The sequence below is a fragment of the Streptomyces spororaveus genome, assembly GCF_016755875.1.
Classification (GTDB): domain Bacteria; phylum Actinomycetota; class Actinomycetes; order Streptomycetales; family Streptomycetaceae; genus Streptomyces; species Streptomyces spororaveus.
This window is the reverse complement of sequence record NZ_BNED01000005.1, coordinates 8187680-8212724: the sequence shown is the minus strand read 5'-3', so window position 1 is coordinate 8212724 and position 25045 is coordinate 8187680. Positions and strand designations below refer to the sequence as shown.

Annotated in this window: 24 protein-coding genes; 16 read left to right on the top strand and 8 right to left on the bottom strand. The window is 72.4% G+C overall.

Annotated features, from left to right (window positions below):
- Positions 1-33 precede the first annotated feature (33 nt).
- Complete coding sequence (locus Sspor_RS39545; RefSeq protein ID WP_202203432.1) at positions 34-414, top strand: helix-turn-helix transcriptional regulator; 381 nt, start codon at positions 34-36, stop codon at positions 412-414.
- A gap of 49 nt (positions 415-463) precedes the next feature.
- Here the strand turns inward: Sspor_RS39545 and Sspor_RS39540 are convergent, their stop codons facing one another.
- The gene (locus tag Sspor_RS39540; RefSeq protein ID WP_202203431.1) at positions 464-1237 is read right to left on the bottom strand and encodes a YqjF family protein; all 774 of its coding nucleotides are present in this window, start codon (positions 1235-1237) and stop codon (positions 464-466) included.
- A gap of 202 nt (positions 1238-1439) precedes the next feature.
- Between Sspor_RS39540 and Sspor_RS39535 the strand changes: the two genes are divergently transcribed.
- Positions 1440-1835 (top strand): DUF4118 domain-containing protein, encoded by a 396-nt coding sequence (locus tag Sspor_RS39535; RefSeq protein ID WP_202203430.1) that lies wholly within the window; start codon positions 1440-1442, stop codon positions 1833-1835.
- Between the two features lie 15 nt (positions 1836-1850).
- On the opposite strand, the gene Sspor_RS39530 is transcribed toward Sspor_RS39535, so the two are convergent.
- On the bottom strand, positions 1851-2531 hold the full coding sequence (locus Sspor_RS39530) for a class E sortase (RefSeq protein WP_202203429.1): 681 nt from the start codon (positions 2529-2531) through the stop codon (positions 1851-1853).
- 304 nt (positions 2532-2835) lie between these two features.
- Here Sspor_RS39530 and Sspor_RS39525 point away from each other — a divergent pair, with 304 nt between their 5' ends.
- The 7 genes from Sspor_RS39525 (at position 2836) to Sspor_RS39495 (ending at position 11073) form a co-directional block, all read left to right on the top strand.
- Complete coding sequence (locus tag Sspor_RS39525) at positions 2836-3087, top strand: hypothetical protein (RefSeq protein ID WP_202204151.1); 252 nt, start codon at positions 2836-2838, stop codon at positions 3085-3087.
- 89 nt (positions 3088-3176) lie between these two features.
- Positions 3177-5459 carry a heavy metal translocating P-type ATPase gene (locus tag Sspor_RS39520; RefSeq protein WP_373318923.1) on the top strand — a complete coding sequence of 761 codons (2283 nt, stop codon included), beginning with the start codon at positions 3177-3179 and terminating at the stop codon, positions 5457-5459.
- Positions 5456-5998 carry a copper chaperone PCu(A)C gene (locus Sspor_RS39515; protein ID WP_202203428.1) on the top strand — a complete coding sequence of 181 codons (543 nt, stop codon included), beginning with the start codon at positions 5456-5458 and terminating at the stop codon, positions 5996-5998. The genes Sspor_RS39520 and Sspor_RS39515 overlap by 4 nt, the downstream gene beginning before the upstream one ends.
- 159 nt (positions 5999-6157) lie before the next feature.
- Positions 6158-7051, top strand: a complete 894-nt coding sequence (locus Sspor_RS39510; RefSeq protein ID WP_202203427.1) for a SigB/SigF/SigG family RNA polymerase sigma factor — start codon at positions 6158-6160, stop codon at positions 7049-7051.
- An 88-nt stretch (positions 7052-7139) separates the two neighbouring features.
- Complete coding sequence (locus Sspor_RS39505; RefSeq protein WP_202203426.1) at positions 7140-7511, top strand: STAS domain-containing protein; 372 nt, start codon at positions 7140-7142, stop codon at positions 7509-7511.
- A 5-nt stretch (positions 7512-7516) separates the two neighbouring features.
- A complete protein-coding gene (locus tag Sspor_RS39500; protein ID WP_202203425.1) occupies positions 7517-7975 on the top strand; it encodes an ATP-binding protein in 459 nt (152 codons plus the stop codon).
- Positions 7976-8061: 86 nt separating this feature from the next.
- Entirely contained in the window at positions 8062-11073 is a 3012-nt protein-coding gene (locus tag Sspor_RS39495; RefSeq protein ID WP_237404246.1) for a HAMP domain-containing protein, read from the top strand.
- 28 nt (positions 11074-11101) lie between these two features.
- On the opposite strand, the gene Sspor_RS39490 is transcribed toward Sspor_RS39495, so the two are convergent.
- The gene (locus tag Sspor_RS39490) at positions 11102-13363 is read right to left on the bottom strand and encodes a SpoIIE family protein phosphatase (RefSeq protein ID WP_202203423.1); all 2262 of its coding nucleotides are present in this window, start codon (positions 13361-13363) and stop codon (positions 11102-11104) included.
- 159 nt (positions 13364-13522) lie between these two features.
- On the opposite strand from Sspor_RS39490, the gene Sspor_RS39485 reads away from it, so the two are divergent.
- Complete coding sequence (locus Sspor_RS39485; RefSeq protein ID WP_237404245.1) at positions 13523-14716, top strand: carboxylate-amine ligase; 1194 nt, start codon at positions 13523-13525, stop codon at positions 14714-14716.
- 54 nt (positions 14717-14770) lie between these two features.
- On the opposite strand, the gene Sspor_RS39480 is transcribed toward Sspor_RS39485, so the two are convergent.
- Entirely contained in the window at positions 14771-15016 is a 246-nt protein-coding gene (locus Sspor_RS39480; RefSeq protein ID WP_202203422.1) for a DUF6296 family protein, read from the bottom strand.
- A 329-nt stretch (positions 15017-15345) separates the two neighbouring features.
- Here Sspor_RS39480 and Sspor_RS39475 point away from each other — a divergent pair, with 329 nt between their 5' ends.
- The 3 genes from Sspor_RS39475 to Sspor_RS39465 all read left to right on the top strand — a co-directional run bounded on the left by Sspor_RS39475 (position 15346) and on the right by Sspor_RS39465 (position 17540).
- Positions 15346-16248: an aldo/keto reductase gene (locus Sspor_RS39475; RefSeq protein WP_202203421.1), complete on the top strand. Its 903-nt coding sequence runs from the start codon at positions 15346-15348 to the stop codon at positions 16246-16248.
- A gap of 390 nt (positions 16249-16638) precedes the next feature.
- The gene (locus Sspor_RS39470) at positions 16639-17124 is read left to right on the top strand and encodes a lamin tail domain-containing protein (RefSeq protein ID WP_202203420.1); all 486 of its coding nucleotides are present in this window, start codon (positions 16639-16641) and stop codon (positions 17122-17124) included.
- 140 nt (positions 17125-17264) lie between these two features.
- A complete protein-coding gene (locus tag Sspor_RS39465) occupies positions 17265-17540 on the top strand; it encodes a hypothetical protein (protein WP_202203419.1) in 276 nt (91 codons plus the stop codon).
- A 200-nt stretch (positions 17541-17740) separates the two neighbouring features.
- Here Sspor_RS39465 and Sspor_RS39460 read toward each other — a convergent pair whose 3' ends face one another.
- Positions 17741-18784 (bottom strand): S66 family peptidase, encoded by a 1044-nt coding sequence (locus tag Sspor_RS39460; RefSeq protein WP_202203418.1) that lies wholly within the window; start codon positions 18782-18784, stop codon positions 17741-17743.
- 286 nt (positions 18785-19070) lie between these two features.
- Here Sspor_RS39460 and Sspor_RS39455 point away from each other — a divergent pair, with 286 nt between their 5' ends.
- Positions 19071-19568, top strand: coding sequence for a C40 family peptidase (locus tag Sspor_RS39455; RefSeq protein ID WP_202203417.1), 498 nt, complete (start codon positions 19071-19073; stop codon positions 19566-19568).
- Here Sspor_RS39455 and Sspor_RS39450 read toward each other — a convergent pair.
- From Sspor_RS39450 to Sspor_RS39440, 3 genes are all read right to left on the bottom strand, one after another.
- Positions 19550-20848 (bottom strand): MFS transporter, encoded by a 1299-nt coding sequence (locus Sspor_RS39450; RefSeq protein ID WP_202203416.1) that lies wholly within the window; start codon positions 20846-20848, stop codon positions 19550-19552. The genes Sspor_RS39455 and Sspor_RS39450 overlap by 19 nt on opposite strands.
- 80 nt (positions 20849-20928) lie before the next feature.
- Positions 20929-21525: an MBL fold metallo-hydrolase gene (locus tag Sspor_RS39445; RefSeq protein ID WP_202203415.1), complete on the bottom strand. Its 597-nt coding sequence runs from the start codon at positions 21523-21525 to the stop codon at positions 20929-20931.
- Positions 21526-21530: 5 nt separating this feature from the next.
- Positions 21531-22037, bottom strand: coding sequence for a DinB family protein (locus Sspor_RS39440; RefSeq protein ID WP_237404243.1), 507 nt, complete (start codon positions 22035-22037; stop codon positions 21531-21533).
- A gap of 223 nt (positions 22038-22260) precedes the next feature.
- Here Sspor_RS39440 and Sspor_RS39435 point away from each other — a divergent pair, with 223 nt between their 5' ends.
- Positions 22261-22962, top strand: a complete 702-nt coding sequence (locus Sspor_RS39435) for a ScbR family autoregulator-binding transcription factor (RefSeq protein WP_308445570.1) — start codon at positions 22261-22263, stop codon at positions 22960-22962.
- A gap of 395 nt (positions 22963-23357) precedes the next feature.
- Positions 23358-25040 (top strand): glycosyltransferase family 2 protein, encoded by a 1683-nt coding sequence (locus Sspor_RS39430; RefSeq protein WP_202203414.1) that lies wholly within the window; start codon positions 23358-23360, stop codon positions 25038-25040.
- Positions 25041-25045 lie beyond the last annotated feature (5 nt).

Genomic DNA, 25045 nt, shown 5'->3' with positions numbered 1-25045 from the left:
GCATTTCGTGAGACATCCCTCAAGAATGACGGGGTGGAGAGCGAGCACACAGGTTCCCGCCGCGGCGGCTGGACCTTCCTGACGAACCACGCCCGGGTTCTGATCGCGATCGCGCGAGACCCGGGCATCCGCCTGCGTGACATCGCCGTGGACTGCGGCCTCACCGAGCGCACCGTGCAGGCGATCGTCACGGACCTGCAGGCCGACGGGTACCTCACCAGAACCAGGGACGGCCGGCGCAACCGCTACGTGGTCGCGCCGGGCGCACGTTTCCGCCATCCGGCGGAGGCCGGCCACGAGATCGCCGGCCTGCTGGCCTACCTCGCGGGACCCCTTCCCGCACCGCCTGCGCGCGACGGCGAGGTGGCCCGCGGCACACCCGCCGAGGCCGGGGAGCGGCGCGCGACGGTGTAGGCGGTCCAGACGGTGCGGGCGGCCGGTCCGCCGGAGCCGGCGGGCCCCGTCACGCGCGCCCCACGGACCGCGTCCGCGGCGGCCGCCCGAACCGTACGGGGACGCCCGGCGAGTAGAGCACGCTCACCGGCGGGCCGGCCGGGGCGGGCAGGCCCGCCGTGGCGATCAGGTTCTCCTCGCAGCCCAGGAGTTCGGCGCGGTGCAGCGGCCAGCGCGGGTGCGCGTTCGGGAGGTAGAGCGGCCGGCCGAAGAACGCCGTGTGCATGCCCCAGCGGGCGGTCAGGAAGTGTTCCAGCGCGGTCGGCTCCGCCACGCGCTCCCCCACCCGTACCGAGATCCGGCTGTGCGCGCCGCGCGGTCCGGGCCAGCGGCGCGTGCCGGCGTACGTGACCGTGTCACCGTCGCGACGGACCGTCATCCGCGACCAGACGTAAGGGAGTCGGAAAGCGGCCCGCCCCACGGCCACGGGGATCAGCCGGGAGGCGTCGAGCGAGCGGAAGACCACCGCGCGGCGGCCGTGGGCGTCGACCGAGTACAGGCGGACGTTGGTCTCCGGGAAGGAGCCCAGGTAGGGGATGCCGGGAAGGCGGAACCAGCCGACCTTGTGCATGCGGAAGGCCACCAACCCGACGTAGGTGACCCCGTCCAGGGTGTCCGGCACGGTGCCCGCCGGCAGCAGCGGGGCCACGTCGGCGGGATCGACCGCCCAGTGCAGGAAGGCCAGGTCGAGCCAGGACTGGGTGAGCAGCGGGCGGTCCGCCGAGTGCGGCGGTTCGGCCGTGATCGGCTCCGGGGCGACGGCGGGCGGCGGCGTCTGGCGCATGCGGTCAGTATCCCCCGCGGCCCCGCGCCGAAGCCGGCGGGCCGCCGCGACCGCGGGCCCGGGCCGCGTACAGGCGTCCACGCATGCGCACGCGGGCCGGACGCGCCCGCCCCCAACAGCCCGTCCGGCGAACCGTGTTCCTCGGTGGTGCATCATCTCCGAGGGGCTCCGACGGCGGGGCACCGCGTGAGGGAGGCGCCGCATGGTCGAGTGGAAACGGATCAGTTCAGGCATTCGCCCGGTACCCAGCCCCGCGGCGACACCCTCCGTCTGGGCGGCCGCGGCCGCCGCGGCCGTCACCCTGGTCGCCGTCCTCAACCTCCTGGACGGCCCCGGCGACCCCGCCGTCGACCTCGTGGTGCTCTCCGCCGCCGTGGCCGTGGTGAGCGCCGGAGCCCGTCTGACGGCCGCCCCGGGAACCGCACTGCTCTGCTGGCTGGTGCTCAACGCCTTCGCCACGGCGCCCGTCGGCGAACTCACCTGGGAAACGCCCTACGACCTCCTGCGCCTCGCCTGCCTGCTCGCCGCGGCTGGCACGGGAACCGTCGCCGCACGCCTCACCAGCGCCCGCGCCGCGCACCGGCGGCTCACACCCTGACCGGCGGGACACCTCTCAGGCTCCGGAGGTCTCCCGCAGGACGCCTATCTTGTCGATGCGGTGCTCGGGGTTTCCCTGGGCGTCGCGCCAGAAGTTGCCCTCCGCGTGGTCCTCGGGGGTCGCGCAGGTCGAGATCGTGATCATGGCCTGGGTGGGGGCCGCTCCGGGCGTGCCGGGCACCGCGGCACGCTGCTCGCTCAGGGAGCGCTCCGACCGGAAGGACGTCCTGCGGGTCGCGACGATCTCGTAGGTGTACGTCACCCCGCCCACGGCCACCCGGACGGTGTCGCCCTGTTTGACGCCGGGCAGGTCTCCCAACGGGCCACCGGCCGACAGACGGTGCGCGGTGACGAGGAAGTTCCCCACCTGGCCGGGCCCGACCCCGCCCCGCGCGCCGTACGGGCTGGCCGCCACACCGAGGTCCTGGAGGCGGGTCCCCGCCACGTCGTCGGTGGTGCCCTCGTACGGGACCACGCGCAGCCCGGAGACGCCGGCGGAGGGGATGGACAGCTCCGATGCCACGGGCGCGGCGGGAGGCGCGGAGGCCGGGGCGGGGGCCGGGGCGACGCGGGAGGCGGCGGGCGCGTCCGGCGCCGTGCGCGGCACGGCGGCCGAGGGCGCGCACGCCGCCGCCAGGGCGGCCACGGCACCGGCGAGGACGACAGGCAGGGCTCGGGAGGGGAACGGCAGGGGCATGGGCGTTGTCCGTGTCTGTCGGTCGGCCGGGGCCCGCGGCAGGTGGGCACCCCGGTTCGCCCGGCCAGAGTGACATACGGAGCAAGAGACCTATAAGGGTCCGCCACTGTGACGTGCGTCCGGGGCCGGCCGGAAGAACCGCCCGGATGAAATCGAGAAGGGCGGGAACTTTCCGGCGCGTCCGTGCGACCACCTGGGCGCGAGGGCGTCGTCCTGGCTCCCGAGCGGCGGTGGGCGGCTGCCGGGCCGCCGCGGGGGCGGCTCCTCGTGCGTCTGGAACCGAGCACAAGAATCCGGAGTGACGATGACGGACCGGCTTGAGTACCCGACCCCGGCGATCCCGGCGATCACCGCCCTGCGGCGGTGGGCGCCGCCGCCCGCTCTCGTGGGCTTCCTGGCGCTGCTCGCGGTGATGTTCGCCGCGGCGTACGGGGTGGGCGCGAGCGCCGGACCGGTGGCTCCCGGTATGCACTCCACCGACGTCGGCGACCCGGTGTTCGAACAGGACTTCGGACGGCCGCACGGACACACCGGCGGCGCGGGTGGTGCCCGGTGACCGCGGAGCGGACGGAACAGCCGGAGCGGACGGAGGGGACGGAGCGGACGGAGCGGACGGAGCGGACGGCGGAGCTAACGGAGCCGGCGCTGACCACCGATCTGATCGTCGGCGGCATGACCTGCGCGGCCTGCGTGAGCCGCGTCGAGAAGCGGCTCGCCAGGATCGAGGGCGTGAGCGCCACGGTCAACCTGGCCACCGGACGGGCCCGGGTGAGCCATCCGCCGGAGGTGACGGCCGAGCACCTCGTCGCAGCGGTCCTGCGGGCCGGCTACAGCGCGGAACTCCCCGCGCCGCCCGTGCCCGCCCCCGCGCGGGACCGGTCCGCGCCGGCGGGCACGGCGCGGCCGGCGGACTCTCCCGGCCGTGAGGAGACACACCGGCTGCTGATCACCGCCCTGCTGTCCGTTCCGGTCCTGTTCCTGTCGATGGTGCCCGCCCTCCAGTTCCGCAACTGGCAGTGGCTGTGCTTCGTCCTGGCCGCCCCGGTGGCCGTCTGGGGCTCGTGGCCCTTCCACACCCGCGCGGTACGCGGGCTGCGGCACTCGGCCGCCACCATGGACACCCTGGTGTCCCTGGGCGTGGCCGCCTCCTTCTCCTGGTCGGCGTACGCGCTGTTCCTCGGCGGGGCGGGCGATCCCGGCATGCGGATGCCGTTCTCCCTGCTGCCCTCGGCCGGCGGGGACGTGGCGCACGTCTACCTGGAGGCCGCGGTCGGTGTGCCGCTGTTCGTCCTGACCGGCCGATTTCTCGAATCCAGGGCCCGCCGCGGCACGGGCGAGGCGCTGCGCTCGCTCGCGGGGCTGGCCGTCAAGGACGTGACCGTACGGGAGGACGGCGACGAGCGGCTCGTCCCGATCGGGCAGTTGCGCGTGGGGCAGGAGTTCGTCGTCCGGCCGGGCGAGCGGGTCGCGACGGACGGGGTGGTGGCCTCCGGTGGTTCGGCCGTCGACCTGTCCCTGGTCACCGGCGAGAGCGATCCCGTCGAGGTGGGCCCCGGCGGGCCGGTGGTCGGGGGCGCCGTCAACGCGGGCGGCCTGCTGGTCGTCCGGGCCACCGCGGTCGGCGCGGACACCCGGCTCGCCCGCATCACCCGTATGGTCACCGAGGCGCAGGCGGGCAAGGCGCGGGCCCAGCGCCTGGCGGACACGGTGGCGGGTGTCTTCGTCCCGGTGGTGCTGGCCCTGGCCGTCACGGTGCTCGGTTTCTGGCTCGGCGCCGGGGCCGATCCGCAGGCGGCCGTCACGGCCTGCGTGGCCGTCCTGGTCGTGGCCTGCCCGTGCGCGCTGGGGCTGGCCACACCCACCGCCCTGATGGCGGCCACGGGCCGGGGCGCGCAGTTGGGCCTGCTGGTCAGCGGCCCCCGGGCGCTGGAGACCTTGCGCCACGTCGACACCGTGGTCCTGGACAAGACCGGCACGCTGACGACTGGCAGGATGACCGTCGCGCGCGTGACGCCCGTACCCGACGGGATCGGCCGGGACCGGGCGCTGTGGCTGGCCGCGGCGGTCGAGCAGGGTTCGGAGCACCCGCTGGGCCGCGCTGTCGTCGCGTACGCCCGGCAGGACCTGCGCCGGCGTCCGCACGCCGAGGTGACGGAGTTCCGGGCCACCACGGGCCTCGGGGTGAGCGGGATGGTGGAGGGCCACCGCGTGGAGGTGTGCGCCGCGGGCGTGGACCTGCATCCGGCGCTGGACAGGGCGCTGGCCGAGGCGGAGGCGGCCGCGCACACACCGGTCCTGGTCCGGGTGGACGGCGCCGACCAGGCGCTGATCTCCCTCGGGGACGTGCTGCGCCCCGGCAGCTACCGGGCCGTCGACCGGCTGCGGCGCCTGGGGGTGGAGCCGGTCCTGGCCACCGGCGACCGCGATTCCACCGCGGTCCGCGTCGGCGCGGCGCTCGGCATCAAGGAGGTGTACGCGCACTGCTCGCCCGAGGACAAGGCGGAACTGGTACGGGGGCTGCGCGGTCGGGGGCTCCGGGTCGCGGTGATCGGTGACGGGGTGAACGACGCCGGCGCCCTGGCCGGCGCCGACCTCGGCATCGCCATGGGCAGCGGGACGGACGTCGCCATCGGCGCGGCGGACGTCACGCTGGTGCGCGGGGACATCGAGGCGGTCGCCGACGCGGTCCTGCTGGCGAGGCGGACCCTCGGGACGATCCGGGCCAACCTCGTCTGGGCCTTCGGCTACAACGCCGTCACCGTTCCGCTCGCCGCGGTGGGGTGGCTCAACCCGATGGTCGCCGCCGCGGCGATGTCGGTGAGCTCCCTGATGGTGGTGGGCAACAGTCTCCGGTTGCGTACCTGGCAGCCCGAGCGACGGTCCCTCCGGGCGGATACGGGCGGGCGGACGGAAGGTGTCGGACGATGACACGATCACTTGGTGACGGAGCCGGGGCCGGGGCCGCGGACAGCTGGGTGCCGACCCGTGAACGCTTACGTGAGGGCCTGCGCGCCGCGACCGTCCCGGTGGTCGCCTGCTCGCTCGCGCTGGCTTGTCTGACGGTCTGGGCCTCGTCGGGCGCGGCGGGCAGCCCGCCGCAGATCGCGGCCGGGAACGGCCGCGTCCTGCTGCCCCACGGCGGCAGCCGGGACACGGCCGCCTTCTTCGACATCACCAATATCGGCGGCTCGGAGGACCGGTTGACCGAGGTGACCTCACCCGGCGTCGAGGAGACGCTGATCGTCCGGCGCGAGAGTACCGCGCTCGGGGCCGACATCGTCCGGACGACGGGTTCGGTGAAGGTGCCCGCGGGAGGCACCGTCACCATGTCCCCCTCCGGCCTGGGCATCACGACCCGGACGAAGCAGCTCGGCTGGCAGGCGGGCGACCTGGTGCCCTTCGTCCTCCACTTCCGGTACAGCCCATCGGTGCAGGTGTTCGCGGTGGTGGTCCGGCCCGACAGCTGACGCGGCCGCCGGCGCCCGCCATCGACCGGGCCTTCGCCGTCCACCACCTCACCCCCGGCCCCTCCCTCGTCACGCAGAGCGACGGGCGGCCTCGGCATGAGCCGCTTCAACCCGGCGAGAGCGGGTATGGGGCTTGAGGGAAGCCCCCGAGGAGGCCTCATGCCCACCACGCTCCGTATCCAGGACACGCCCGCCCCCCAGCCGCCGCGGCGGCCACGGCCGGACGCCCTGCGCGGCCTTCCCGAGATCCCCGACCCCCAGTCCGTGAGCACGGCGGACGCCCACGACCTGTCGGTGACGCTCTTCCTGCGGCTGAGCGAACTGGAAGAGGGCACCACGGAGTATTCGTACGTACGCAACACCCTGGTCGAGCTGAACCTGAGCCTGGTCAAGTACGCGGCCACGCGCGTACGGCACTGCAGCGCGCCGTGGGAGGACGTCATCCAGGTCGGCACCGTCGGCCTGATCAAGGCGATCAACCGGTTCGACCCGGAGCGCGGATTCGAATTCATGTCGTTCGCGCTGCCCACGATCATGGGCGAGATCAAGCGCTACTTCCGTGACACCACCTGGGCCGTGCGTGTGCCGCGCAGGCTGCAGGAGCTGCGCATCTCCCTGGCGAAGGCCAATGACGCCCTGGAGCAGGAGCTGGGCCACACCCCGGACGCGGAGCAGCTCGCCGAGCGGCTGGACATCACACCCGAGGAGGTGTGCGAGGGCCTGCTCGCGACCAATGGCTTCGCCAGTCTGTCCCTGGACCTCCCGGTCACGGACGAGGGCGACGCGCCCGGCACCCTGGCGCGCAGCCTCGGCGTCGAGGACGCGCGCTTCGAGATGGTCGAGTACCTGGAGTCGCTCAAGCCCCTGCTGGCGGCGCTGACCGAGCGGGACCGGACGATCCTGTCCCTGCGGTACGGGGAGGAGCTCACCCAGGCCGAGGTCGGCGAGCGCCTGGGCATCTCGCAGATGCACGTGTCCCGGCTGCTCACCCGGATCCTGGCCCGGCTGCGCGAGGGGCTGCTTGCGGAGGGGTCCGCGCCGCATGCCGCGTGAGGCGCTCCCTCTGCGGTGGGGAACACTTGGGTATATTGCGGCGGAACCCGGGCAGGTGCAGAGCAGCACGACGGAAGGGTGATGCCGGATGGAGCCGGAGGCGGACAGAGAACGCTTCACCGTCGCGGTGACGACCGTGGACGCGGCCGTGGTCCTCGCACTCGCGGGGGAGCTGGACCACGACACGGCGCAGCCGCTGCGGGATGCGCTCGACTCGGCGCTCGCCCCGGGCCGCCGGATCCTGGTCGACCTGGCCGGCTTGGGATTCTGTGATTCCACCGGCCTGAACGTGCTCCTGAACACCCGGCTCGACGCCCAGCAGGCGGGAGCAGTCCTGGAACTGGTCGGCCTGCGCGGGCCCGTCGCCCGCATGTTCCGGATCACCGGCGCGGACGGTGTGTTCCCCATCCACGCGGATGTGACGGAAGCCCTGAGTGCGGTACGAGACGGAGGGGCCTGAGCGTCATGGATCCGCGGGGTTCGACCGACGGGACCCGGCGCCTGACGCTGGCCGGGACCACGAACGTCGTGTCGCGCAGCCGCGATTTCACCCGCGAGGCGCTGATCGCCTGGTGCTGGCTCCCGGACGGGGAATCGGCCGGGAGTGACCCCGAGGCCGCGGAGGACGTACTGCTGCTGGTCTCGGAGGTGGTGGCCAACGCCTGTCTGCACGGCCGGGGTCCCCGCGCGCTCGTGCTCGACTGTTCGCCGGAGCGCCTGCGCGTCGAGGTCACCGACGGCAACCCGGCCCCGCCCGTGCGCATCCCGGACCGCGGGCCGGACGAGCGCGCACAGCCGGGCGGGCACGGACTGCTGATCCTGGAGCGCCTGGCCCGTGGCTGGGGCTCCGAGTCCGGGGCGGACGGCAAGAGCGTCTGGTTCGAGGTGCCGTGCCCGCCGGGAGTCTGCGCCCCGGCGGGCTGATCCCCGGGATGCCGCCGGAAAGTTCCGGGAAGTCCCCGGGATGTTCAGGGCGGTCCCCCATGTCAGAGTGGTGTGCGGAGGCGTCCATGGATGAAGCGCGGCAACGCCCTGAGCTGGGCGAGGAGGGGCTGAGGCGGCTGCTGGACGGGCTCACGGCCGTCCGGGACGGTGACTTCACGACACGGCTGCCCGCCGATTCCGAGGGCCTGCACGGCGAGATCGCCACGGTCTACAACGGCATGGTCGAGCAGCTGTCCCTGGTCACCTCGGAGGTGACGCGGGTCGCCCGCGAGGTCGGCGGCCAGGGGCTGCTCGGCGGGCACGCCCAGGTCGACCGGGTGAGCGGTATCTGGCAGGAGCTGGCCACCGGCGTCAACACCATGGCCGACAACCTGACCTCCCAGGTCCGCTCGATCGCGCAGGTCGCCACCGCCGTCGCCGGCGGTGACCTCACCCGCAAGATCCGGGTGGAGGCGAGCGGCGAGATCCTGGAGCTGAAGGAGACCATCAACACGATGGTCGACCGGCTCTCCTCCTTCGCGGAGGAGGTCACCCGGGTAGCACGCGAGGTCGGTACGGAGGGCAAGCTGGGCGGTCAGGCCCGGGTGCAGGGGGTCTCGGGCACCTGGAAGGACCTGACCGACAACGTCAACTCCATGGCCGACAACCTGACGAACCAGGTGCGCAACATCGCCCAGGTGACCACGGCTGTCGCCAAGGGCGATCTCACCCGCAAGATCGACGTCTCCGCCCGCGGTGAGATCCTTGAGCTCAAGACCACCATCAACACGATGGTCGACCAGCTCTCGTCCTTCGCCGCCGAGGTCACCCGGGTCGCACGCGAGGTCGGCAGCGAGGGCAAGCTGGGCGGCCAGGCCGAGGTCGAGGGCGTCTCCGGCACCTGGAGACGGCTCACCGAGAACGTCAACGGGCTGGCGGGCAACCTCACCCGCCAGGTGCGTGCCATCGCGGCCGTGACCAGCGCCGTCGCCGAGGGGGACCTCACCCAGTCGATCACGGTCGGGGCCCCGGGCGAGGTGGGGGACCTCAAGGACAACATCAACGCGATGGTCGAGTCCCTGCGGATGAGCACCCGCGCCAACCAGGAACAGGACTGGCTCAAGACGAACCTCGCGCGGGTCTCCGGCCTGATGCAGGGCACCCGTGACCTCACCGACCTCGTTCAGCTGATCATGAACGAGGTGCCCCCGCTGGTGGACGCCCAGTACGGCGCCTTCTTCCTCGCCGAGGAGGACCGGGAGGGCAGGTACCTGATCATGCGGGCGTCCTACGGAAGCCCGGACGACCCCGCCGCACCGCCGCGCCGGTTCCGCTTCGGCCAGTCGCTGGTGGGCCAGGCCGTCGCCGGGCGCCGTGCCCTCACCGTGGACCGGCTCCCCGCCGGGTACGCCACCGTCGCCTCGGGGGCCGGCGCCGCCGATCCGGCCGTCCTCGTCATCCTGCCCATCGTGGTGGAGGACCAGACGCTCGGCGCCGTCGAACTGGCCTCGTTCGCCCCGTTCACCGCCATCCACCGGGACTTCCTCGACCAGTTCGTCGAGGCCATCGGGGTGAGCGTGAGCGCCCTGATCGCCAACGCCCGTACCGACGAACTGCTGGAGGAGTCCCAGAGACTGACGGCCGAGCTGAGCTCCCGGTCGCAGGAACTCCAGTCGCGGCAGGACGAGTTGCAGCGGTCGAACGCCGAACTGGAGGAGAAGGCGGCCCTGCTGGCCGACCGCAACCGGGACATCGAACGCAAGAACCTGGAGATCGAGCAGGCCAGGCGCGAGCTCGAAACACGGGCCCAGCAGCTGTCACGGACCTCCATGTACAAGTCGGAGTTCCTGGCCAACATGAGCCACGAGCTGCGCACCCCCCTCAACAGCCTGCTGATCCTAGCCCAGTTGCTCTCACGCAATCCCGACGGGAACCTCACCGACAAGCAGGTCGACTACGCCGAGGTCATCCACTCCGCCGGCTCCGACCTGCTCCAGCTGATCAACGACATCCTCGACCTCTCCAAGGTCGAGGCGGGCAAGATGGACCTGCACCCGGAGGTCTTCCCGCTCCAGCACCTGCTGTCCTCGCTCGACGCCACCTTCCGGCCCGTCGCGGCCGCCCGCGACCTGGATCTGCGGGTGGTCACCGGGAGGGGGCTCCCCGAGACGATGTTCACCGACCAGGCCCGGCTACGGCAGGTGCTGCGCAACCTGGTCGGCAACGCGGTGAAGTTCACCGAGCAGGGATACATCGAGCTCCGGGTGGACGTGGCGCCCCCGGCCGCGCTGCCGGCGGCGCTGCGCCAGGGCGACGTGCCCGTGGCGGCCTTCCAGGTGTCCGACACCGGCATCGGGATCCCCGAGGAGCGCCTGGAGACGGTCTTCAACGCCTTCCAGCAGGGCGACGGAACGACCAGCCGCCGCTACGGGGGCACCGGACTGGGCCTGTCCATCAGCCGGGAGGTGGCCCACCTGCTGGGCGGCTTCATCGAGGTCCGGTCGACGCCCGGGGAGGGCAGCGTCTTCACCCTCTTCCTGCCGATGCGGACACCGGAAATGGCCGCGCATCTCGCCGCACCGACGGCGAGTACCGCCGCGCCGACCGTGGCGGACGTCCTCACGGGCCACGTGGAGAGCGCGGAGGAGAGTGCCGCACCGGTGCCGCTCCCGGCCGGCGACACGGCGCCGGCCGGCACGGCCGACGTACCCACGGAGCTCCCCACGGGGCCCGGGCCGACCGTCCTCGTCGTCGACGACGACGCCCGCAACATCTTCGCGCTGACCGAGATCCTCCGCCGCGAGGGCATGCGGGTCCTGCGGGCCGAGGACGGCCGATCCGGCCTCGCACTGCTGGCGGAGCACGCCGACGTGGACCTCGTCCTGATGGACGTGATGATGGCGGGCATGGACGGCTACGCCACCACCGCGGCCATCCGCGCCCTGCCGGGCTACACGAACGTCCCGATCGTCGCCGTCACCGCCCAGGCGATGCCGGGGGACCGGGAGAAGGCGCTGGCCGCCGGGGCGGACGACTACGTGACCAAGCCCGTCGACGCCGACGAGCTGGCGGCGCGCATCCACACCTGGCTGACCTGACCGCCCCCTCCCCCGCCCACCCCTGCGGCTACGGCTGCGGCAGCACGCGGAGCAGGACCAGGCTCGTGTCGTCGTCCGTGTCCCCGCGCACCTCCGCCAGCAGCAGATCGGCCATCTCGTCGAGCCCCGGACGCTCGGCTCCCTCCACCGCCCGCCTCAGCCGTTCCACCCCGTGGTCCAGCGACCTGTGGCGTCGTTCGACCAGGCCGTCGGTGTAGAGCACCAGCAGGTCCCCGGGCCGCAGCGGGGTCACCGTCTCGGTGTACTCCACCGCCTTCACGGCCCCCAGCAGGAGGTCCCGGGGCGTCTCCAGCAGCACGGCGCGGCCCTCCCGCAGCAGGATCAGCGGCAGGTGGCCGGCGCTGGACCACCGCAGCACCCCCTCGCGCGGCTCGTAGTGCGCGCAGACCGCCGTCGCGGTGGAGTGCTGGGGATCGGCCGACGCGACGGCGTTGAGCCAGCCCATCAGCTGCCCGGCGGAGGCGCCGGTGAAGGCCAGGCCGCGCAGCGCGTTGCGCACCGCCACCATGGCGGTCGCCGCCCGGAGCCCGTGCCCCGCGATGTCCCCGACCGCCAGCATCACCCGGCCGTCGGGCAGGGGCAGCAGGTCGTACCAGTCGCCGCCCACGCGGTACTCCTGTGCGGCGGGCCGGTAGCGCGCGGTGACGAGCAGCCCGGGCAGCCGCACCGACTCCGGGACCTCGGGCAGGATGGCCTGCTGGAGCTGGAGGACGAACTGGTGGCGCACCGCGGCCTGCGCGTGCGCGGCGGTGAGCTCGTCGTAGGTGGCGCCGAGCGCCAGCTCGGTCCGGTGCTGGGCGGAGACGTCCTGGAAGACGCCGGTCACCGCGACGGTGACCGCGCCCTTGAGCAGGGGTTCGGCGCTGATCCGGACGTGGCGCATCCCGCCGTCGTCCCGAACGATGCGGATCAGGGCGTGCGCGCCTTCCTGGCGTACGGTCAGGGATTCCAGGAGCGCGGCCAGTTGCCCCTTGTCGTCCCGGTGGGTGCGGGACAGCAGGTCGCGCAGCGGGACGCCCGGGGCCCCTCGCTGCATGCCGAAGATCGAGTAGGCCCGCTCGCTCCATTCCGAGACCCCGGTGACCAGGTCGTCCTCGAACAGGGCCAGGTGGTCCAGCCGGCCCAGCACCTGGGGCAGCATCAGGCCGGGGTCGTCGGAGGTGTGCCAGAGCACCACCGCCCGCTCGGGCCCGAGCGGCAGCGCCCGTACGTCGGTCAGCGCGCCGGCGCCCTTGTCCGCGAGCCGGTCCACCCGGCGCGGTGCGGCCGCCGTACGCGCCTCGTCGACCAGGCGCAGCAGGTCCGTGCTGTACACCGGGAGCACCTCGCCCAGGGAGCGGCCGACCGGCTTCGGCAGACCGCCGAGCTGGCGCGCCGCCGCCGGATTGGCGTGGCCGACGACCCACTCACCGGCGGCCGGTCCCCCGGTGCGGGACAGGAGAAGCACGGCGTCGGCGACGCAGTCGAGCAGGACCCGCAGGGTCAACGGGCTGCCGGAGCCGTCCGGGTCGGGAGCCGCGTCCACGATGCGCGCCGCACTGTCCGCGACGGCCTCCACCGCCCTGCGCATGGGCGGGTCGAACGCCACCGGTCCCGGCCAGGCCGCGAGCAGGGCTCCGACGACCGCGCCCTGGTCACGCAGCGGCAGCACGGCCCGCCCGGTGTCGGGTGCGGCGCCGGGCAGCGGCTGACCGGGGGGCGGACCGCCGGGCAGCCAGCCGGGCTCACCGGTGTCCAGTGCGGTGCGCAGGGGGCCGTCCATGTGGGCGGGCAGCCATTGCCAGTGCACGGCCTGCAGGGCGCTCCCACCCGCGTGCGCGACCAGTTCCAGGCAGTCCGTCGCGGTCCGCCGCCACAGCCACACGGCTTGTACGCCCAGGTGGCTCAGCCCGCTCTCCAGGAGCGCGGTGGCCGCCTGCCCCGCGTAGGTGGCCGCCCCCACGGCGGCGTCGGTGCGCCGGAGCCGGCGCGCCGGTGCCCGGCGGCCTTCGGCGACGGTGATTCCGGCGGCCGCGTTCACGATGTCCGCGGCGACGTCGGGCGCGCTCACTCGGGTGCTCGCGGCGAGCCGGCTCAGGTGGCCGGCCGCCGCCGAGGGCGGCGCGGACAGCTGGGCGACCAGGATTCCGGTGGCCAGGTCGAGCAGATGGCGGTCGGCGCGCTCGGCCTGCAGCTCCGCGATCTCGGCGGTCAGGGCACGCACCGCGCGCCGGAGACCGTCCGGATCGCCGGGAGGCTGGGTGGCCGGTCCGTCGGCGGGCTCGTCCATGTCGGCTCCGATGGCCCGGGGGGACGGCGCCGACCCCGCGAGGAATAGGTCCGCATCGAGTGTACTAGGGCAGGCAGAACATTGCGGACATCGTCGCTCCCCTCAGTTCGCTCGGGTCCCGATGCTGTTTCGAGGGTGATTTCGGGGTAAACGCACTACATGACCATAATTGAGCCGCGCAGCCGTTCGGTCGACGTCCCGGGTTTTGGCCCGGAGTACGCCCCCATGGCAGCCCTCGCCATGACCGGCCGACCGGTGGTCTCGACCCTCGGGGTGGAGGAGGAGTTCCTCCTCGTGGACCGGCTGACCCGGGCGCCGGTGGCGCGCGCGGGCCCGGTGATCGACGCGGCGTCGCCCGTGCTCGGCGATCTCGTGCAGGAGGAGTTCTACCGCTGCATGGTCGAGGTCTGCACCCGGCCCGCCACCAGCGCCGCCGACGTACGGGCCCAGCTCCGCTCGCTGCGGGCCGCCGTCGCCGACGCGGCCCGTGCCGCCGACTGCCTGCTCGTCGCCTCCGGCACCGCCGTGGTGCCGCCGGCGGCCCCCGTCCCCGTGACCGACACGCCGCGCTACCGGCGCATGGCGCGGCGTTTCGACGCCCTGGTCGACGGCCGACTGGGCGTCGTGTGCGGCTGCCACATCCACATCGGCACCGCCGACCGCGCGCAGGCCCTGTTCCTGGCCAACCACGTACGCGCCTGGCTCCCGGCCGTCCAGGCCCTCGCCGTGAACTCGCCGTTCGCCGGCGGACTGGACACGGGCTTCGCGAGCTGGCGGGCCCTGGAGTTCGGCCGCTGGCCCACGGTGGCACCCTCCCCGCTGCTGGACCCGGTCTCGTACGAGAGGACCGCGGAGGCCCTGGTGGCCTCGGGCACGCTCATGGACCGCCGGATGATCTACTGGTTCGCGCGCCCGTCCGAGCACCAGCCGACCATCGAGTTCCGGGTCGCGGACACCAACGCCGACCTCGACACGACCCTCCTCGTGGCGCTCGTCCTGCGCGGCCTGTGCGCCACGCTCCTCGCCCACGCCGAAGAGGGCCGGCCGCCGCCGGACATCTCCGTGGCGTGCCTGCGCGAGGCGCACCGGTACGCCGCCCGCTACGGTCCGGCGGGATACGCCCTCGATCCGTTCACCGGGGAGCACGTGCCCGCCCAGGCGCAGATCGCCGCCCTGCTCAGGGCGGCGTCCCCGGGGCTCCGGGCGGCGGGCGACGAGCCGGAGGTCCACCGCCTGCTCGACGCGCTCCGCCGAAAGGGCAGCGGAGCGGCTCGTCAGCGTGCTGCCCTGCGCCGCGCGAACCGTCTGCGGGACGTGGTCGACGACCTGGCCGAGCTCACCACCGGCAGCTGAGGCCTCCGACGACGACCGGCTCCCGCCCCCTAGGAGGCGGGAGCCGGTCGCGGTTCAGGCACCGGGCACGGAACGGACCCTCACCCGCGTGGCGGGCTCCTGGTGCCCGCCACTCGCGATCATGCGCACGTCGTCCTGGTCGCTGATCTCCGCCTGGACGATCCCGGTGTCGTCGGCGTAGATGGGGTGGCCGCCGGGGCCGGTCCGGTCGGTGCGGTGCACGAGAACCGTTTCCTCGGCACCCGGTACCGCGTGGTCAGGGCCGGTGAATACCAACTCGTACGTGCTGTCCCGTCCCATTCCGGCCTCCTCTGCGCCCGATGAATGCGGGCGAATGGGTCCACCAGTGCGCGTATGCCCCCGGGGACCATTATCGGGCAACGGGGCGAAGCCGCCCGCGCTGACGAGGGCGCAGGACCGTCCCGCGCGCTGCCCGGGCGGGGGCCGCCGGGGTGGCGGGTCCAGTAGGGACAACGTCCCGTTCGCACCCGGGATTCCAGCTCGCGATGTGATCTTCTCCCGCCCTTGCATGCCTATGCGGCACGGCCCTCACCTGCGCATACTCCAGGACCCGCCTCGCCCCGAGCCATCGGGGGGCGATGGCCGACCGGATGGAGTTGATCAATCAGATGACGTCGCACGTGGTCTCCGCGGCAGCTTCCGGCACCTGGGTGCTCGGTGACCTCACCGTCAACCGGATGGGCTTCGGCGCCATGCGCCTGACCGGCAGCTCGGCCTTCCACGAGGGCACTCCCAGCGACCGGGGCCGGGCGGTCGCCGTGCTGCGCCGGGCGGTCGAGCTCGGCGTCGACCACATCGACACCGCCGCGTTCTACTTCTCCCGGCTGCGTTCGGCCAATGAGCTGATCAACTCGGCTCTGGCGCCGTATGCGGACGGGCTCGTCGTCACCACCAAGGTCGGCCCCGCCCGGGACGCCTGCGGCGGGTGGGCCGAGTCCGCCCGGCCCGACCAGCTGCGCGGTCAGGTCGAGGAGAACCTGCGCCAACTCGGCCGGGACCACCTCGACGTGGTGAACTTCCGCATCACGGGCCGCCAGGAGTCGATCAGCGAGCACTTCGGGGCCCTCTCCGAGCTGCGCGACGCCGGTCTGATCCGCCACCTCGGCATCTCCAACGCCCGCCACGAGCACCTGGTCCAGGCCGAGGCGATCGCGCCGGTGGTGTGCGTGCAGAACCGCTACGGAATCGACGCGCCCGACCGGGCGGGGATGCTCCGCGCCTGTGCGGAGCGCGGTATCGCCTTCGTGCCCTTCTTCTCGATCGCGGGAGAGGGGTGCGAGGCCGGCGCCGTCCGCGCCGAGCGCGACGGGGTCCTCGCCGTGGCCGGGGCGCACGGCGTGTCACCGGCGCAGGTACGGCTCGCCTGGATCCTGCGGCAGGGCTCCCACGTCCTGGCCATCCCCGGGACCGGAAACCCGGAGCACCTCGTCGACAACGTGGCGGCGGGCGCACTCCGGCTGACGCGGGACGACCTCCTGCTCCTCGATTCGATCGGCGGCCCCGCGTCCTGACGGCGGCGGCGCACGAACACCGGAACCATTCACGCGAACACGTCCGAAGAAACGGTTGGAGCGGCCGTTACAGCGCCCTGAACCCGTTCGGCGCAGAGCGGGGGCGGGTCGTGCGGGCAGCGCGTCCACGCGGGAAGGGCCCGGTCCCCGGGCCCGCCAAGGCCCGTCCGGCACGCTCCCGCCGTTCGCGTCAGCACGGCGTTGACATGTGTCCGATACATGCGAGAGTCACCGATACATCCGCATTTCGCAACACGCCCCGATTGAGTGGCTTTCGCTGGTGTTCGAGGGCCAGAGTGTGGCTCCTCGGCAGGACGCCGGGAACTGTTCCAGGCCCACCCGCCCCGCACGAGGCGGACCGGGCTGCTGTCTGTTGAAGGGGTCGTCTCCATGTCTGCTTCTCTCGCCACCCGTCGGTTCGTCGCCGCGTTCCTGGCCGCGGGCGCCCTCGTCGGCGCCGCCGCCCTGCCGGCCGCCGCCGACGACCACGGGCGCGACCGCGACCACCGGGCTCCGCACTCGTCGGTCGTCATCAGCGACGTCCAGTACGGCACCGGCGGCCGGGACCGCTCCGACCGTGCGCTGAACCGTGAATGGGTCGAGGTGGAGAACACCGGCCGCCACGCCGTCAACCTGCGCGGCTTCACCCTCACCGACCGGCAGGGCAACCGCTACCGCTTCTCCGACTTCCGCCTGGACGGCCGGTCCAGCGTGAAGGTCCACACCGGCCAGGGCCGCGACACCCGCCACGACGTGTACCAGGACCGCCGCCACCAGATCTGGGACGAGCGCGACACCGCCACCCTCCGCGACAACCGCGGCAACGTCGTCGACAGCGACTCCTGGAACGGCCGTCGGCACCACCGCAACGGCTGACCCGGACGGGCCACCGGCCTGACGCGCGCCCGCACTCCCCGCACGGCGGGGGTGCGGGCGCGCCTCGTTATCGGGAGGCGAGTGTCAGAGGGGAGTGGCAGGATCATCGGCGGTGATCCGACCACCTACAGGGGGCAGGGATGGGGAGCACGAGGTTCGAGTGGCCGCGCGGCGCCGGGGCACGGGACACGGAAGCGCTGGAGCTGTGGCTCGCCGTGCACGGCTGGGAGGTCGACCCGACGGTGTTCATGGCCGGCGGGCTGGGGTCGGCCGTCCAGGTGCAGCCGATCGGCGGGGCGTGTCAGGACGGGGAGCCCGGACTGCTGATCCTACCGGGCGAGACCGTGGAGTACGCGCGGAACCGGATACGGATCGCGCCCCGGGCCGCCGTTCCGGCAGCCTGCGTCGCGTCGTAGGACGATCCTTCGCCGATCGCCCGTTCGGCTCCGTGGTGGGGCACGTCGTGGCCGACCTGGCCCCGTGACCCATCTGCCGGACGCGTTCCGGGAGTTGCGGCCGGGCGCTCCGGAGGGCGGCCTGATCCCCGGGTCGCGGTCCCGGGCGGCGGGCGTCACCGCATGCACGCCCACCGCTGCGACGGCCGCTGAGCCCGGGCTCAGTACGTGACGGTGATCCGGCGTGCCGGACCGTCCACCCGGATCCGGCCTCCGACGGGAATCACGAGCTGCGGGTCCGTGTGGCCGAGGTCGACGTCGAACACCACCATGGTGTCGGGAGCGTACTGGCGCAGGGCCCGCAGGACGGCCTCGCGCTGTTGTGAGCGGAAGTGCGCCTTGGCCCCGGCGTCGAGCGGGCTCTCGAAGGACCAGCTCTTCGCCCTGCCCATGAGCAGCGCGGGGAACTGCTGCAGCAGCCCGCGCTCGCCCATGCCGCGAAGGATCCGGTAGACCTCTTCGGCGGGCGGCATTTCCTCGGAGGTCTCCAGGAACAGCACGTTGCCGGCGTAGGAGTCGACCGGCCGCGCCACGCGGTCGGCCATCAGCAGCCAGGAGATGATCTCCAGGTTGCCTCCCCAGCCGATGCCCTCGACGACCCGGTCGGCGTTGTGCCAGGACCAGCCGTCGGCGGGTTCCATCTGCGGCTCGGACGCGAAGGTCCGCGGGTCGTCCCAGGCGCGGTCGACGTCCCCGCAGGCGTTCGCCGCGGTGAGCTCGTACTCGCCCGGGGTGAACAGGGCGGCCCGCAGGGAGGCGGCGGTCGCCGGGTGCATCGCGCCGGGCCGTCCGAACCCGACCATGACCGATCCGCCGTGGTAGCCGACGATGCCCAAGTCCCGTAGGAACAGCAGCAGGTTGGTGTTGTCGCTGTAGCCGAAGAAGGGCTTGGGGTTGGCGCGCAGGAGGTCGCGGTCGAGGTGGGGAAGGACCGTGATCTGGTCGTCGCCGCCGATGCTGGCGATCACCGCCTTGATGTCGGGGTCCGTGAACGCCGCGTGGATGTCGGCGGCACGCGCCTCGGGCGTCGCACCCATCGTCCGGGTCGTCGGGTATTCCACCGCCTTCAGCCCGAAGTCGTCCTGGAGTCTGCTCAGCCCCAACTCGTAGGGCAGCGGGAACAGCCCGGGGAGGCCGGACGAGGGCGACAGTACGGCGACCGGGTCGCCGGGGCGGGGCTTCGCGGGATAGCGGGGAATCTCCATCGGATGATCATAGAAGTCGGCGGATCCGTCCTCGCGTCGATTATCCGGGGCGGGCCGCGCCGGAGCCGCGCAACGGCATGTCGGGCGCACCCATATGGCAATCATTCAGGCTTATCATCTCGAATCGAATGCAAAATCGAGACAAATCAGACTGTGTCCGATGCCGTCCGGCCGATCCCGTCGGAGAAAACTGGTCCGCCGTCAGACCCATGACGTATCCGACCGAGAACAGGACCCCGACCGCTGATCTGACTGTCATCTGCCAACCGACTGCGGAGGTATCACGATGTCCTGCTTCAGGACCGACTTCCGAAAGGCCCCAAAGGGCCTTCTCACCACCTGTTGTTGCCCCAGAGCCCGCGCCGTCCTCTCCCTGCTGCTCCTGACGGCCGCCGTGACGACCGGCCCCGCGGCCCCGGCGCACGCCGAGGCCGCCTATGGCGCCAGAGCCGTCGCGGTGGCCGCCTCCAAACAGGGCTCGCCGTACGCCTACGGCGCCACCGGACCCAAACGCTTCGACTGCTCGGGCCTGACCCTCTACGCCTTCAAGAAGGCGGGCAAACGGCTTCCACGCACAGCCGAGCAGCAGTACGAGCACACCCGCCACATCCCCGAGGCCGATCGCGCGGCCGGGGACCTCGTCTTCTTCCCCAGCGGCGAGACCATGACCCACGTCGGGATCTACGCCGGCGACGACCGGATCTGGCATGCCCCGCGCCCCGGCACCCGGGTGCGCCTGGAGCGGATCTGGAGCTCAGCAGTCCGCTACGGGCGGGCCACCTGATCGGGCGCCCGGCCGGTACGGCCCCGACTGCCCCGATCTCCCGCCGCCACCGCGGCCGGACCCGGGTCCGCGGGCAGCCTGCGTACCGCCCACACGCCCGGGGCGAGCAGCAGCACCAGGCTCGCCACGGTCATCAGTACGGCACTCCAGACCAGGACGGACTCGGTACCGAGCGAGGTCGCCGCGGCGCCCACGACGAGGTAGCCCAGCGGCACGGACATGAGCTCACCGGCCGAGCTGAAGGAGCTGACCCGCCCGAGCACCTCGGACGGAAGCTGTTCCTGCACGGCTGTGTTCCAGCAGACGATCGCGATGTCCAGGCCGATGCCCGCCATGACGGCCGCCCCGGCCAGCACGGCCAGCGGCGCGCCCCAGGCGAGCGCGAGGAAGGGCAGCGCGAGCGGCAGGTTGGCGCACACGCACACGACCATGATCCTGGACGGCTTCCATTTGAGCGAGACGATCCCGCCCAGGAGCAGGCCCGCCGCGAAGGCCCCCTGGACGATTCCCCATGAAGGAGCACCCAGATGACTACTGCCGGCCATCACGGGACCGAGAAGCTGATATCCGCCGAGCCAGAGGGCGACCACCACGGTGCCGGACAGCGTGTAGGCCCATACCCAGGAGAGACGGGAGAACTCTTTCCAGCCGTCTTTGAAGTCGCGGAGGACTGAAGCAGCCGTCTTGACGGGTCCGGACACGTCAAGACGGCTGCAGAGCACCGCCGCTACCGCGAAACTGGCGGCGTCCCAGCCCAGGGTCAGTTCCGGACCGACGAACGCGACGAGGGCGCCGCCGACCGCCGGCGCGATGATGCGGATGACATGGCCGGGCAACCGCATCAGCGCGTTCGCCTGCTGCAGCTCGCCGGGACCGACGAGCTGCGGCAGCAGGCTGTTCAGGGCGGGCTGGGTCAGCGCCGACGCACAGCCCGCCAGCGCCGCGAACAGGGCGATCCGCCCGGTGGTGGCCGTTCCCGACACCACGAGGAGCGCGACGCAGCCCTGGGTGACGGCGGGCACCACATTGCCGATCACGATGACCCGTCGCCGGGAGAACCGGTCCGCGATCACTCCACCGACGAGCAGGAGGACGAACTGCGGTGCGGTGTTGGCGGCGAGGACGATCGCGAGCGATGCCGGGCTGCTGTCGAACCCGAACACCGCGAAGGCCAGGGCCACGGGGGCCATCGCCGTTCCGCTCATCGAGATGAGACGTGCCAGAAGAAATAACCGGAATGGCTTGTGCCGCAGCGTGGAGAGGGATCCCTGTCGAACCATTCGACGGAGACTATCCTGCTCCCTCCGCAGGTGGCGGGGCCGGGAGCAGGTCGGGCGGGACTCCTGCTGGAGCCCTCGCCTCAGAGCGTTTCGCCGGGCCTCAGATACCGGTAGCCGTGGGAAGTCTCCTCGTCGAGCCAGCCGTTGACGCTGCCGAGGCCGCGGTCGTTGATCTGGGCGTCGTGAATGCCGAACGCCCGCCGCGGGCCGACGGCCTTGACGAAATCGATCGCTTCCACCATTTTCAGCCACGACCCCTGCACCGGCACCAGCAGCGTCTCGATCTCCTGCTCGGGCACGTGCAGCGAGTCACCCGGATGGTAGACCGCGTCGTCGACGACGTAGCCGAGGTTCGCGCAGTCGGGCTCGCCGCCGTAGATGAAGGCATGGCGGCCGCCGACCGCCCGTACGCGGAAGCCCGCGGCGGTGAACTCCGTACCGGAGGACACCCCGATGACGTCCAGCCGTGGCAGGTCCGCCTCGGCGGGGGCGTAGACCGGCACGCCGAGTCCGGCCAGGCGCAGCACGTCGACGTGGTCGGCGTGCTCGTGGGTCACCAGCACGGCGTCCGCGCCGGCCAGGGCGGACGGTTCGCTCCAGGTACCGGGATCGATGACGAGGACCCGCCCGTCCTGCTCGATCCGGACGCACGCGTGGGTGTACTTCGTGATCCGCATGTCGCTCATTCCCCGGTCGTCCCGTCGATCGCCTCGCGCAGCAGGTCCGCGTGCCCGTTGTGGCGGGCGTACTCCTCGATCATGTGGGCCAGGATGTAGTGCAGGGAGTACGACCGGTCGCCGAAGTGCCCCGTCACGTCAAGGGACTCGGCGGCGTCCACGATCGCGCGCGACCGCTCGCACGTCTCCTCCCAGAGCCGGAACGAGTCGGCCACGTCCGCGTCCTCGACGTGGAACTCCGTCCACTCCCCCGCCTCGTTCTTCGTGAAGTAGCCCCGTACGTCCTCCCCGCCGAGGACGTTGCGGAACCATCCGCGCTCGACCTCCGCGAGGTGGCGCACCAGCCCCAGCAGGCTCAGCCCGGACGGGGCCACCGCCCGCATCCGCAGCTGCTGATCACTCAGCCCCGCGCACTTCATCATCAGGGTGTCCCGCTGCCGCTGCAGGACGCTGGTCAGGGTGGCGCGCTCGTCGCCCACCAGCACGGGCCGGGTTCGCTGTTCATCGATCACCGGGCGATCATCACATCCGGCCGGGCTCCCGCCCACCGTGTTTTTTCACTTGCCGGTTCTGTCAGGGTCGGTCAACTCACTGACACAGCAGGTTCTTTGAGCGTGCCGACACGTTCACCGCCGAAAAAGAATCACGCAAAGAGCCACACAACTCCCCGAACCGCTCACCGCCTTCGCAAAAAAGTACCTGCCGACTGGTTTCTTTTCCGTTTACCCGACTAGATTGACGGCACGCCGCGGCGAACAGCGCTCGGGCAGTGACCAGGAGGACGACCGGAACGTGGCGAGGGCCAGACAGGAGCGGGCCGAGATCACCCGCCAAGCCATACTCGACGGCGCGGCGACCGCCTTCGACCTCAGCGGATTCGAAGGCACCAGCCTCAGCGACGTCGTCAAGAACGCCGGAGTCACCAAGGGCGCCCTCTACTTCCACTTCCCGTCCAAGGAAGCCCTGGCCCGCACTCTGATGGACGAGCAGTTCCAGGTCGCCGAGAACGTCCCCTCCCTCGCGAACCCGGGCCTGCAGACCGTCATCGACCTCACCCACCAGATGGCCCACGGGCTGCGCACCAACGTCCGCATCCGCGCCGGCATCCGCCTGGTCATCGAGTTCGGCTCCTTCACCCACCCCGACCCGGCTCCCTACGACGCCTGGATCGACACCTGCCGCAGCTGCCTGACCCCCGCTCAGCAGCGCGGTGACATACACCCGTCGCTCGATGTCCGGGACCTCTCGACCCTGCTCGTCGGTGCTTTCACCGGCATCCAGGTCACCTCGTACGTCCGAACCCGCCGTGAAGACCTCCACACGCGCGTCGCCGACCTGTGGAACTTCCTCCTCCCCACGATCGTCCCCCCGCAGCGCATCACCCGATTCGATCCCACGGGCACGCCCGAGACGGCCCCGCCCGCCCCCGCCCACTGACGCAGGGCGGCCTCGCACACGCCGTGGCGAACCACGGGGGTGCTCGCCACGGCGTGCCCGAGACCGCCCTGACCCGAACCGAACGAACCGGACGAATCCCTTCCGGGCCTCCTGACCGCCCGCCACCGCCCCTCACCGCCCGCCTGGCAACATCGCGCGCGGGCCGGGCGTCGTGCACGCAGTTCCAGGACTGTTCATCCCCCTGTGGCCCACGCCTTCCCGAATGCACCGGGCGCTGCCGGTCGAATGGCGACCGCGAGAGGTCTGGACCATTGAAGTCGCGCCAATTCGTGGCGCATTGGTCCCGGCGCCACGTTCCCGCAACAGTTGGTCTATACCTTTACCACTAGGATCGGCCGCCTGAAACGGGTACATGCACAGCTGTGGGGGGCTTTATGACCATTCATCATCTTCCGCAACCACCATCCGACGAAGAGCTCTACTGGTACTTCGGTCCGCAGCGCCGCTGGGTCCTCGTCAGTACCTCGCTGGCCTTCGTGTTCACGGCGGCGACCATGTTCGCCTTCGCCCTGCGGACACCGGCCCTGTGGGCGTTCCTCGCCGTCCTCGGGCTCAACGTCGTCGCCCTCGCCCTGTCGTCCGTCAACAGCCTGCGCCAGCGCCGGCTCACCCGGCAGTCGCACGAGGTGCTCGTCCACGCCTGGAAGCCGGCCGCGCTCCCCGGCGTCGACCTGTACCTGCCGACCTGCGGCGAGCCGCTCGACGTGCTCGCCAACGCCTACCGCGCGGTCGCGGCCGTCGAGTGGCCCGGCGCGCTGAACGTCTGGGTCCTGGACGACGCCGGCCGGCCCGAGGTCGCCGCGCTCGCCTCCTCGTACGGCTACGCGTACGTCGTACGACCCGACCGGGGGCATCTGAAGAAGGCCGGCAACCTCAACCACGCGCTCACCCTGAGCGGCGCCGAGTTCATCGCGATCCTGGACGCGGACTTCGCCCCGCGGCCGGACTTCCTGCACCACCTCGTGCCGTACCTGGCCGACCCGGCCGTCGGCATCGTGCAGAGCCCCCAGTGCTTCGACACCGACGCGACCATGGGGTGGGTCCAGCGGGCCGCCGGCTCCGCGCAGGAGTGGTTCTTCCGCTGGATCCAGCCCTCCCGGGACGCGAGTGACGCCGCCATCTGCTGCGGCAGCAACGCCGTGTACCGGCGCAGCGCGATCGACCTGGCCGGCGGCTTCGCCCGGCTCGACCACAGCGAGGACCTGTACACCGGGCTCGCCCTCCACGAGCAGGGGTTCCGCACCCTGTACGTGCCGGTGCTCGTCGCCAAGGGAACCTCGCCCGACCGGGTCACCTCCTTCGTCAACCAGCAGTACCGGTGGGCGATGGGCAACCTCCACCTGCTCGGCACGCCCGTGCTGCGGCGGATGCGCGCCCCCTGGCGGATGCGGCTGTGCTTCTACGAGGGCATCGTCGGCTACCTGACCACCGCGGTGAACACCTTCGCGGCACCGCTCCCGCCGCTGGTCATGATGTTCTGGTTCCCGGACCACATCCGGCCCTGGCACGTACTGCCCCTGCTCGCCCCGCTGTGGCTGTGGCACGTGCTGCTGCCGCGGATCAGCCGCACCCGCTGGCGGGTGGAGGTCATCCGGGCGAACGTCCTGACCAGCGTGGCCGCCGCGACCGCGTTCGTGCACACGCTGCGGGGGCGCGGCGCCGCCTGGGTGCCCACCGGTGCGCGGAGCGCGGGGCCGGCGGGCGGCATGGCCCGCCGGGTCGTCGCCGTCTCCCTGGTCTGGCTCGTCCTCTCCAACGGCGCCGCGGCCACCGGGCTCGCGCTGGCCGTGGCCCGCAACGGCTGGGAGCCCAACTGGGGGCTGCTCCTCTACCTCCTGGTGCAGTGCCAGATCAACGTCCCGCTGATCCGGGACCTGGTGGCCGAACTGCACCCGGCCGCGGGACCGGTACGGGTCCGGGTACGGGCCGCCCTGCGCTCGCGCGGTGGCGTGCTGCCGCGTCGCTGGCCCGAGACGGTCGCCGCCTCCGCGGTCCTCCTGCTGACCGGCCTGCTGGCGTCGGGGTGGGTCGACCCGATGCTTCCCTGGCTGAGTTGAAAGGC

Coding starts and splice junctions, on each gene's coding strand:
- Sspor_RS39540 (WP_202203431.1), bottom strand. CDS start 1,237: ATGCGCCAGACGCCGCCGCCCGCCGTCGCCCCGGAGCCGATCACGGCC.
- Sspor_RS39535 (WP_202203430.1), top strand. CDS start 1,440: ATGGTCGAGTGGAAACGGATCAGTTCAGGCATTCGCCCGGTACCCAGC.
- Sspor_RS39530 (WP_202203429.1), bottom strand. CDS start 2,531: ATGCCCCTGCCGTTCCCCTCCCGAGCCCTGCCTGTCGTCCTCGCCGGT.
- Sspor_RS39525 (WP_202204151.1), top strand. CDS start 2,836: ATGACGGACCGGCTTGAGTACCCGACCCCGGCGATCCCGGCGATCACC.
- Sspor_RS39515 (WP_202203428.1), top strand. CDS start 5,456: ATGACACGATCACTTGGTGACGGAGCCGGGGCCGGGGCCGCGGACAGC.
- Sspor_RS39510 (WP_202203427.1), top strand. CDS start 6,158: ATGCCCACCACGCTCCGTATCCAGGACACGCCCGCCCCCCAGCCGCCG.
- Sspor_RS39505 (WP_202203426.1), top strand. CDS start 7,140: ATGGAGCCGGAGGCGGACAGAGAACGCTTCACCGTCGCGGTGACGACC.
- Sspor_RS39500 (WP_202203425.1), top strand. CDS start 7,517: ATGGATCCGCGGGGTTCGACCGACGGGACCCGGCGCCTGACGCTGGCC.
- Sspor_RS39495 (WP_237404246.1), top strand. CDS start 8,062: ATGGATGAAGCGCGGCAACGCCCTGAGCTGGGCGAGGAGGGGCTGAGG.
- Sspor_RS39490 (WP_202203423.1), bottom strand. CDS start 13,363: ATGGACGAGCCCGCCGACGGACCGGCCACCCAGCCTCCCGGCGATCCG.
- Sspor_RS39485 (WP_237404245.1), top strand. CDS start 13,523: ATGACCATAATTGAGCCGCGCAGCCGTTCGGTCGACGTCCCGGGTTTT.
- Sspor_RS39480 (WP_202203422.1), bottom strand. CDS start 15,016: ATGGGACGGGACAGCACGTACGAGTTGGTATTCACCGGCCCTGACCAC.
- Sspor_RS39475 (WP_202203421.1), top strand. CDS start 15,346: ATGACGTCGCACGTGGTCTCCGCGGCAGCTTCCGGCACCTGGGTGCTC.
- Sspor_RS39470 (WP_202203420.1), top strand. CDS start 16,639: ATGTCTGCTTCTCTCGCCACCCGTCGGTTCGTCGCCGCGTTCCTGGCC.
- Sspor_RS39465 (WP_202203419.1), top strand. CDS start 17,265: ATGGGGAGCACGAGGTTCGAGTGGCCGCGCGGCGCCGGGGCACGGGAC.
- Sspor_RS39460 (WP_202203418.1), bottom strand. CDS start 18,784: ATGGAGATTCCCCGCTATCCCGCGAAGCCCCGCCCCGGCGACCCGGTC.
- Sspor_RS39455 (WP_202203417.1), top strand. CDS start 19,071: ATGTCCTGCTTCAGGACCGACTTCCGAAAGGCCCCAAAGGGCCTTCTC.
- Sspor_RS39450 (WP_202203416.1), bottom strand. CDS start 20,848: ATGGTTCGACAGGGATCCCTCTCCACGCTGCGGCACAAGCCATTCCGG.
- Sspor_RS39445 (WP_202203415.1), bottom strand. CDS start 21,525: ATGCGGATCACGAAGTACACCCACGCGTGCGTCCGGATCGAGCAGGAC.
- Sspor_RS39430 (WP_202203414.1), top strand. CDS start 23,358: ATGACCATTCATCATCTTCCGCAACCACCATCCGACGAAGAGCTCTAC.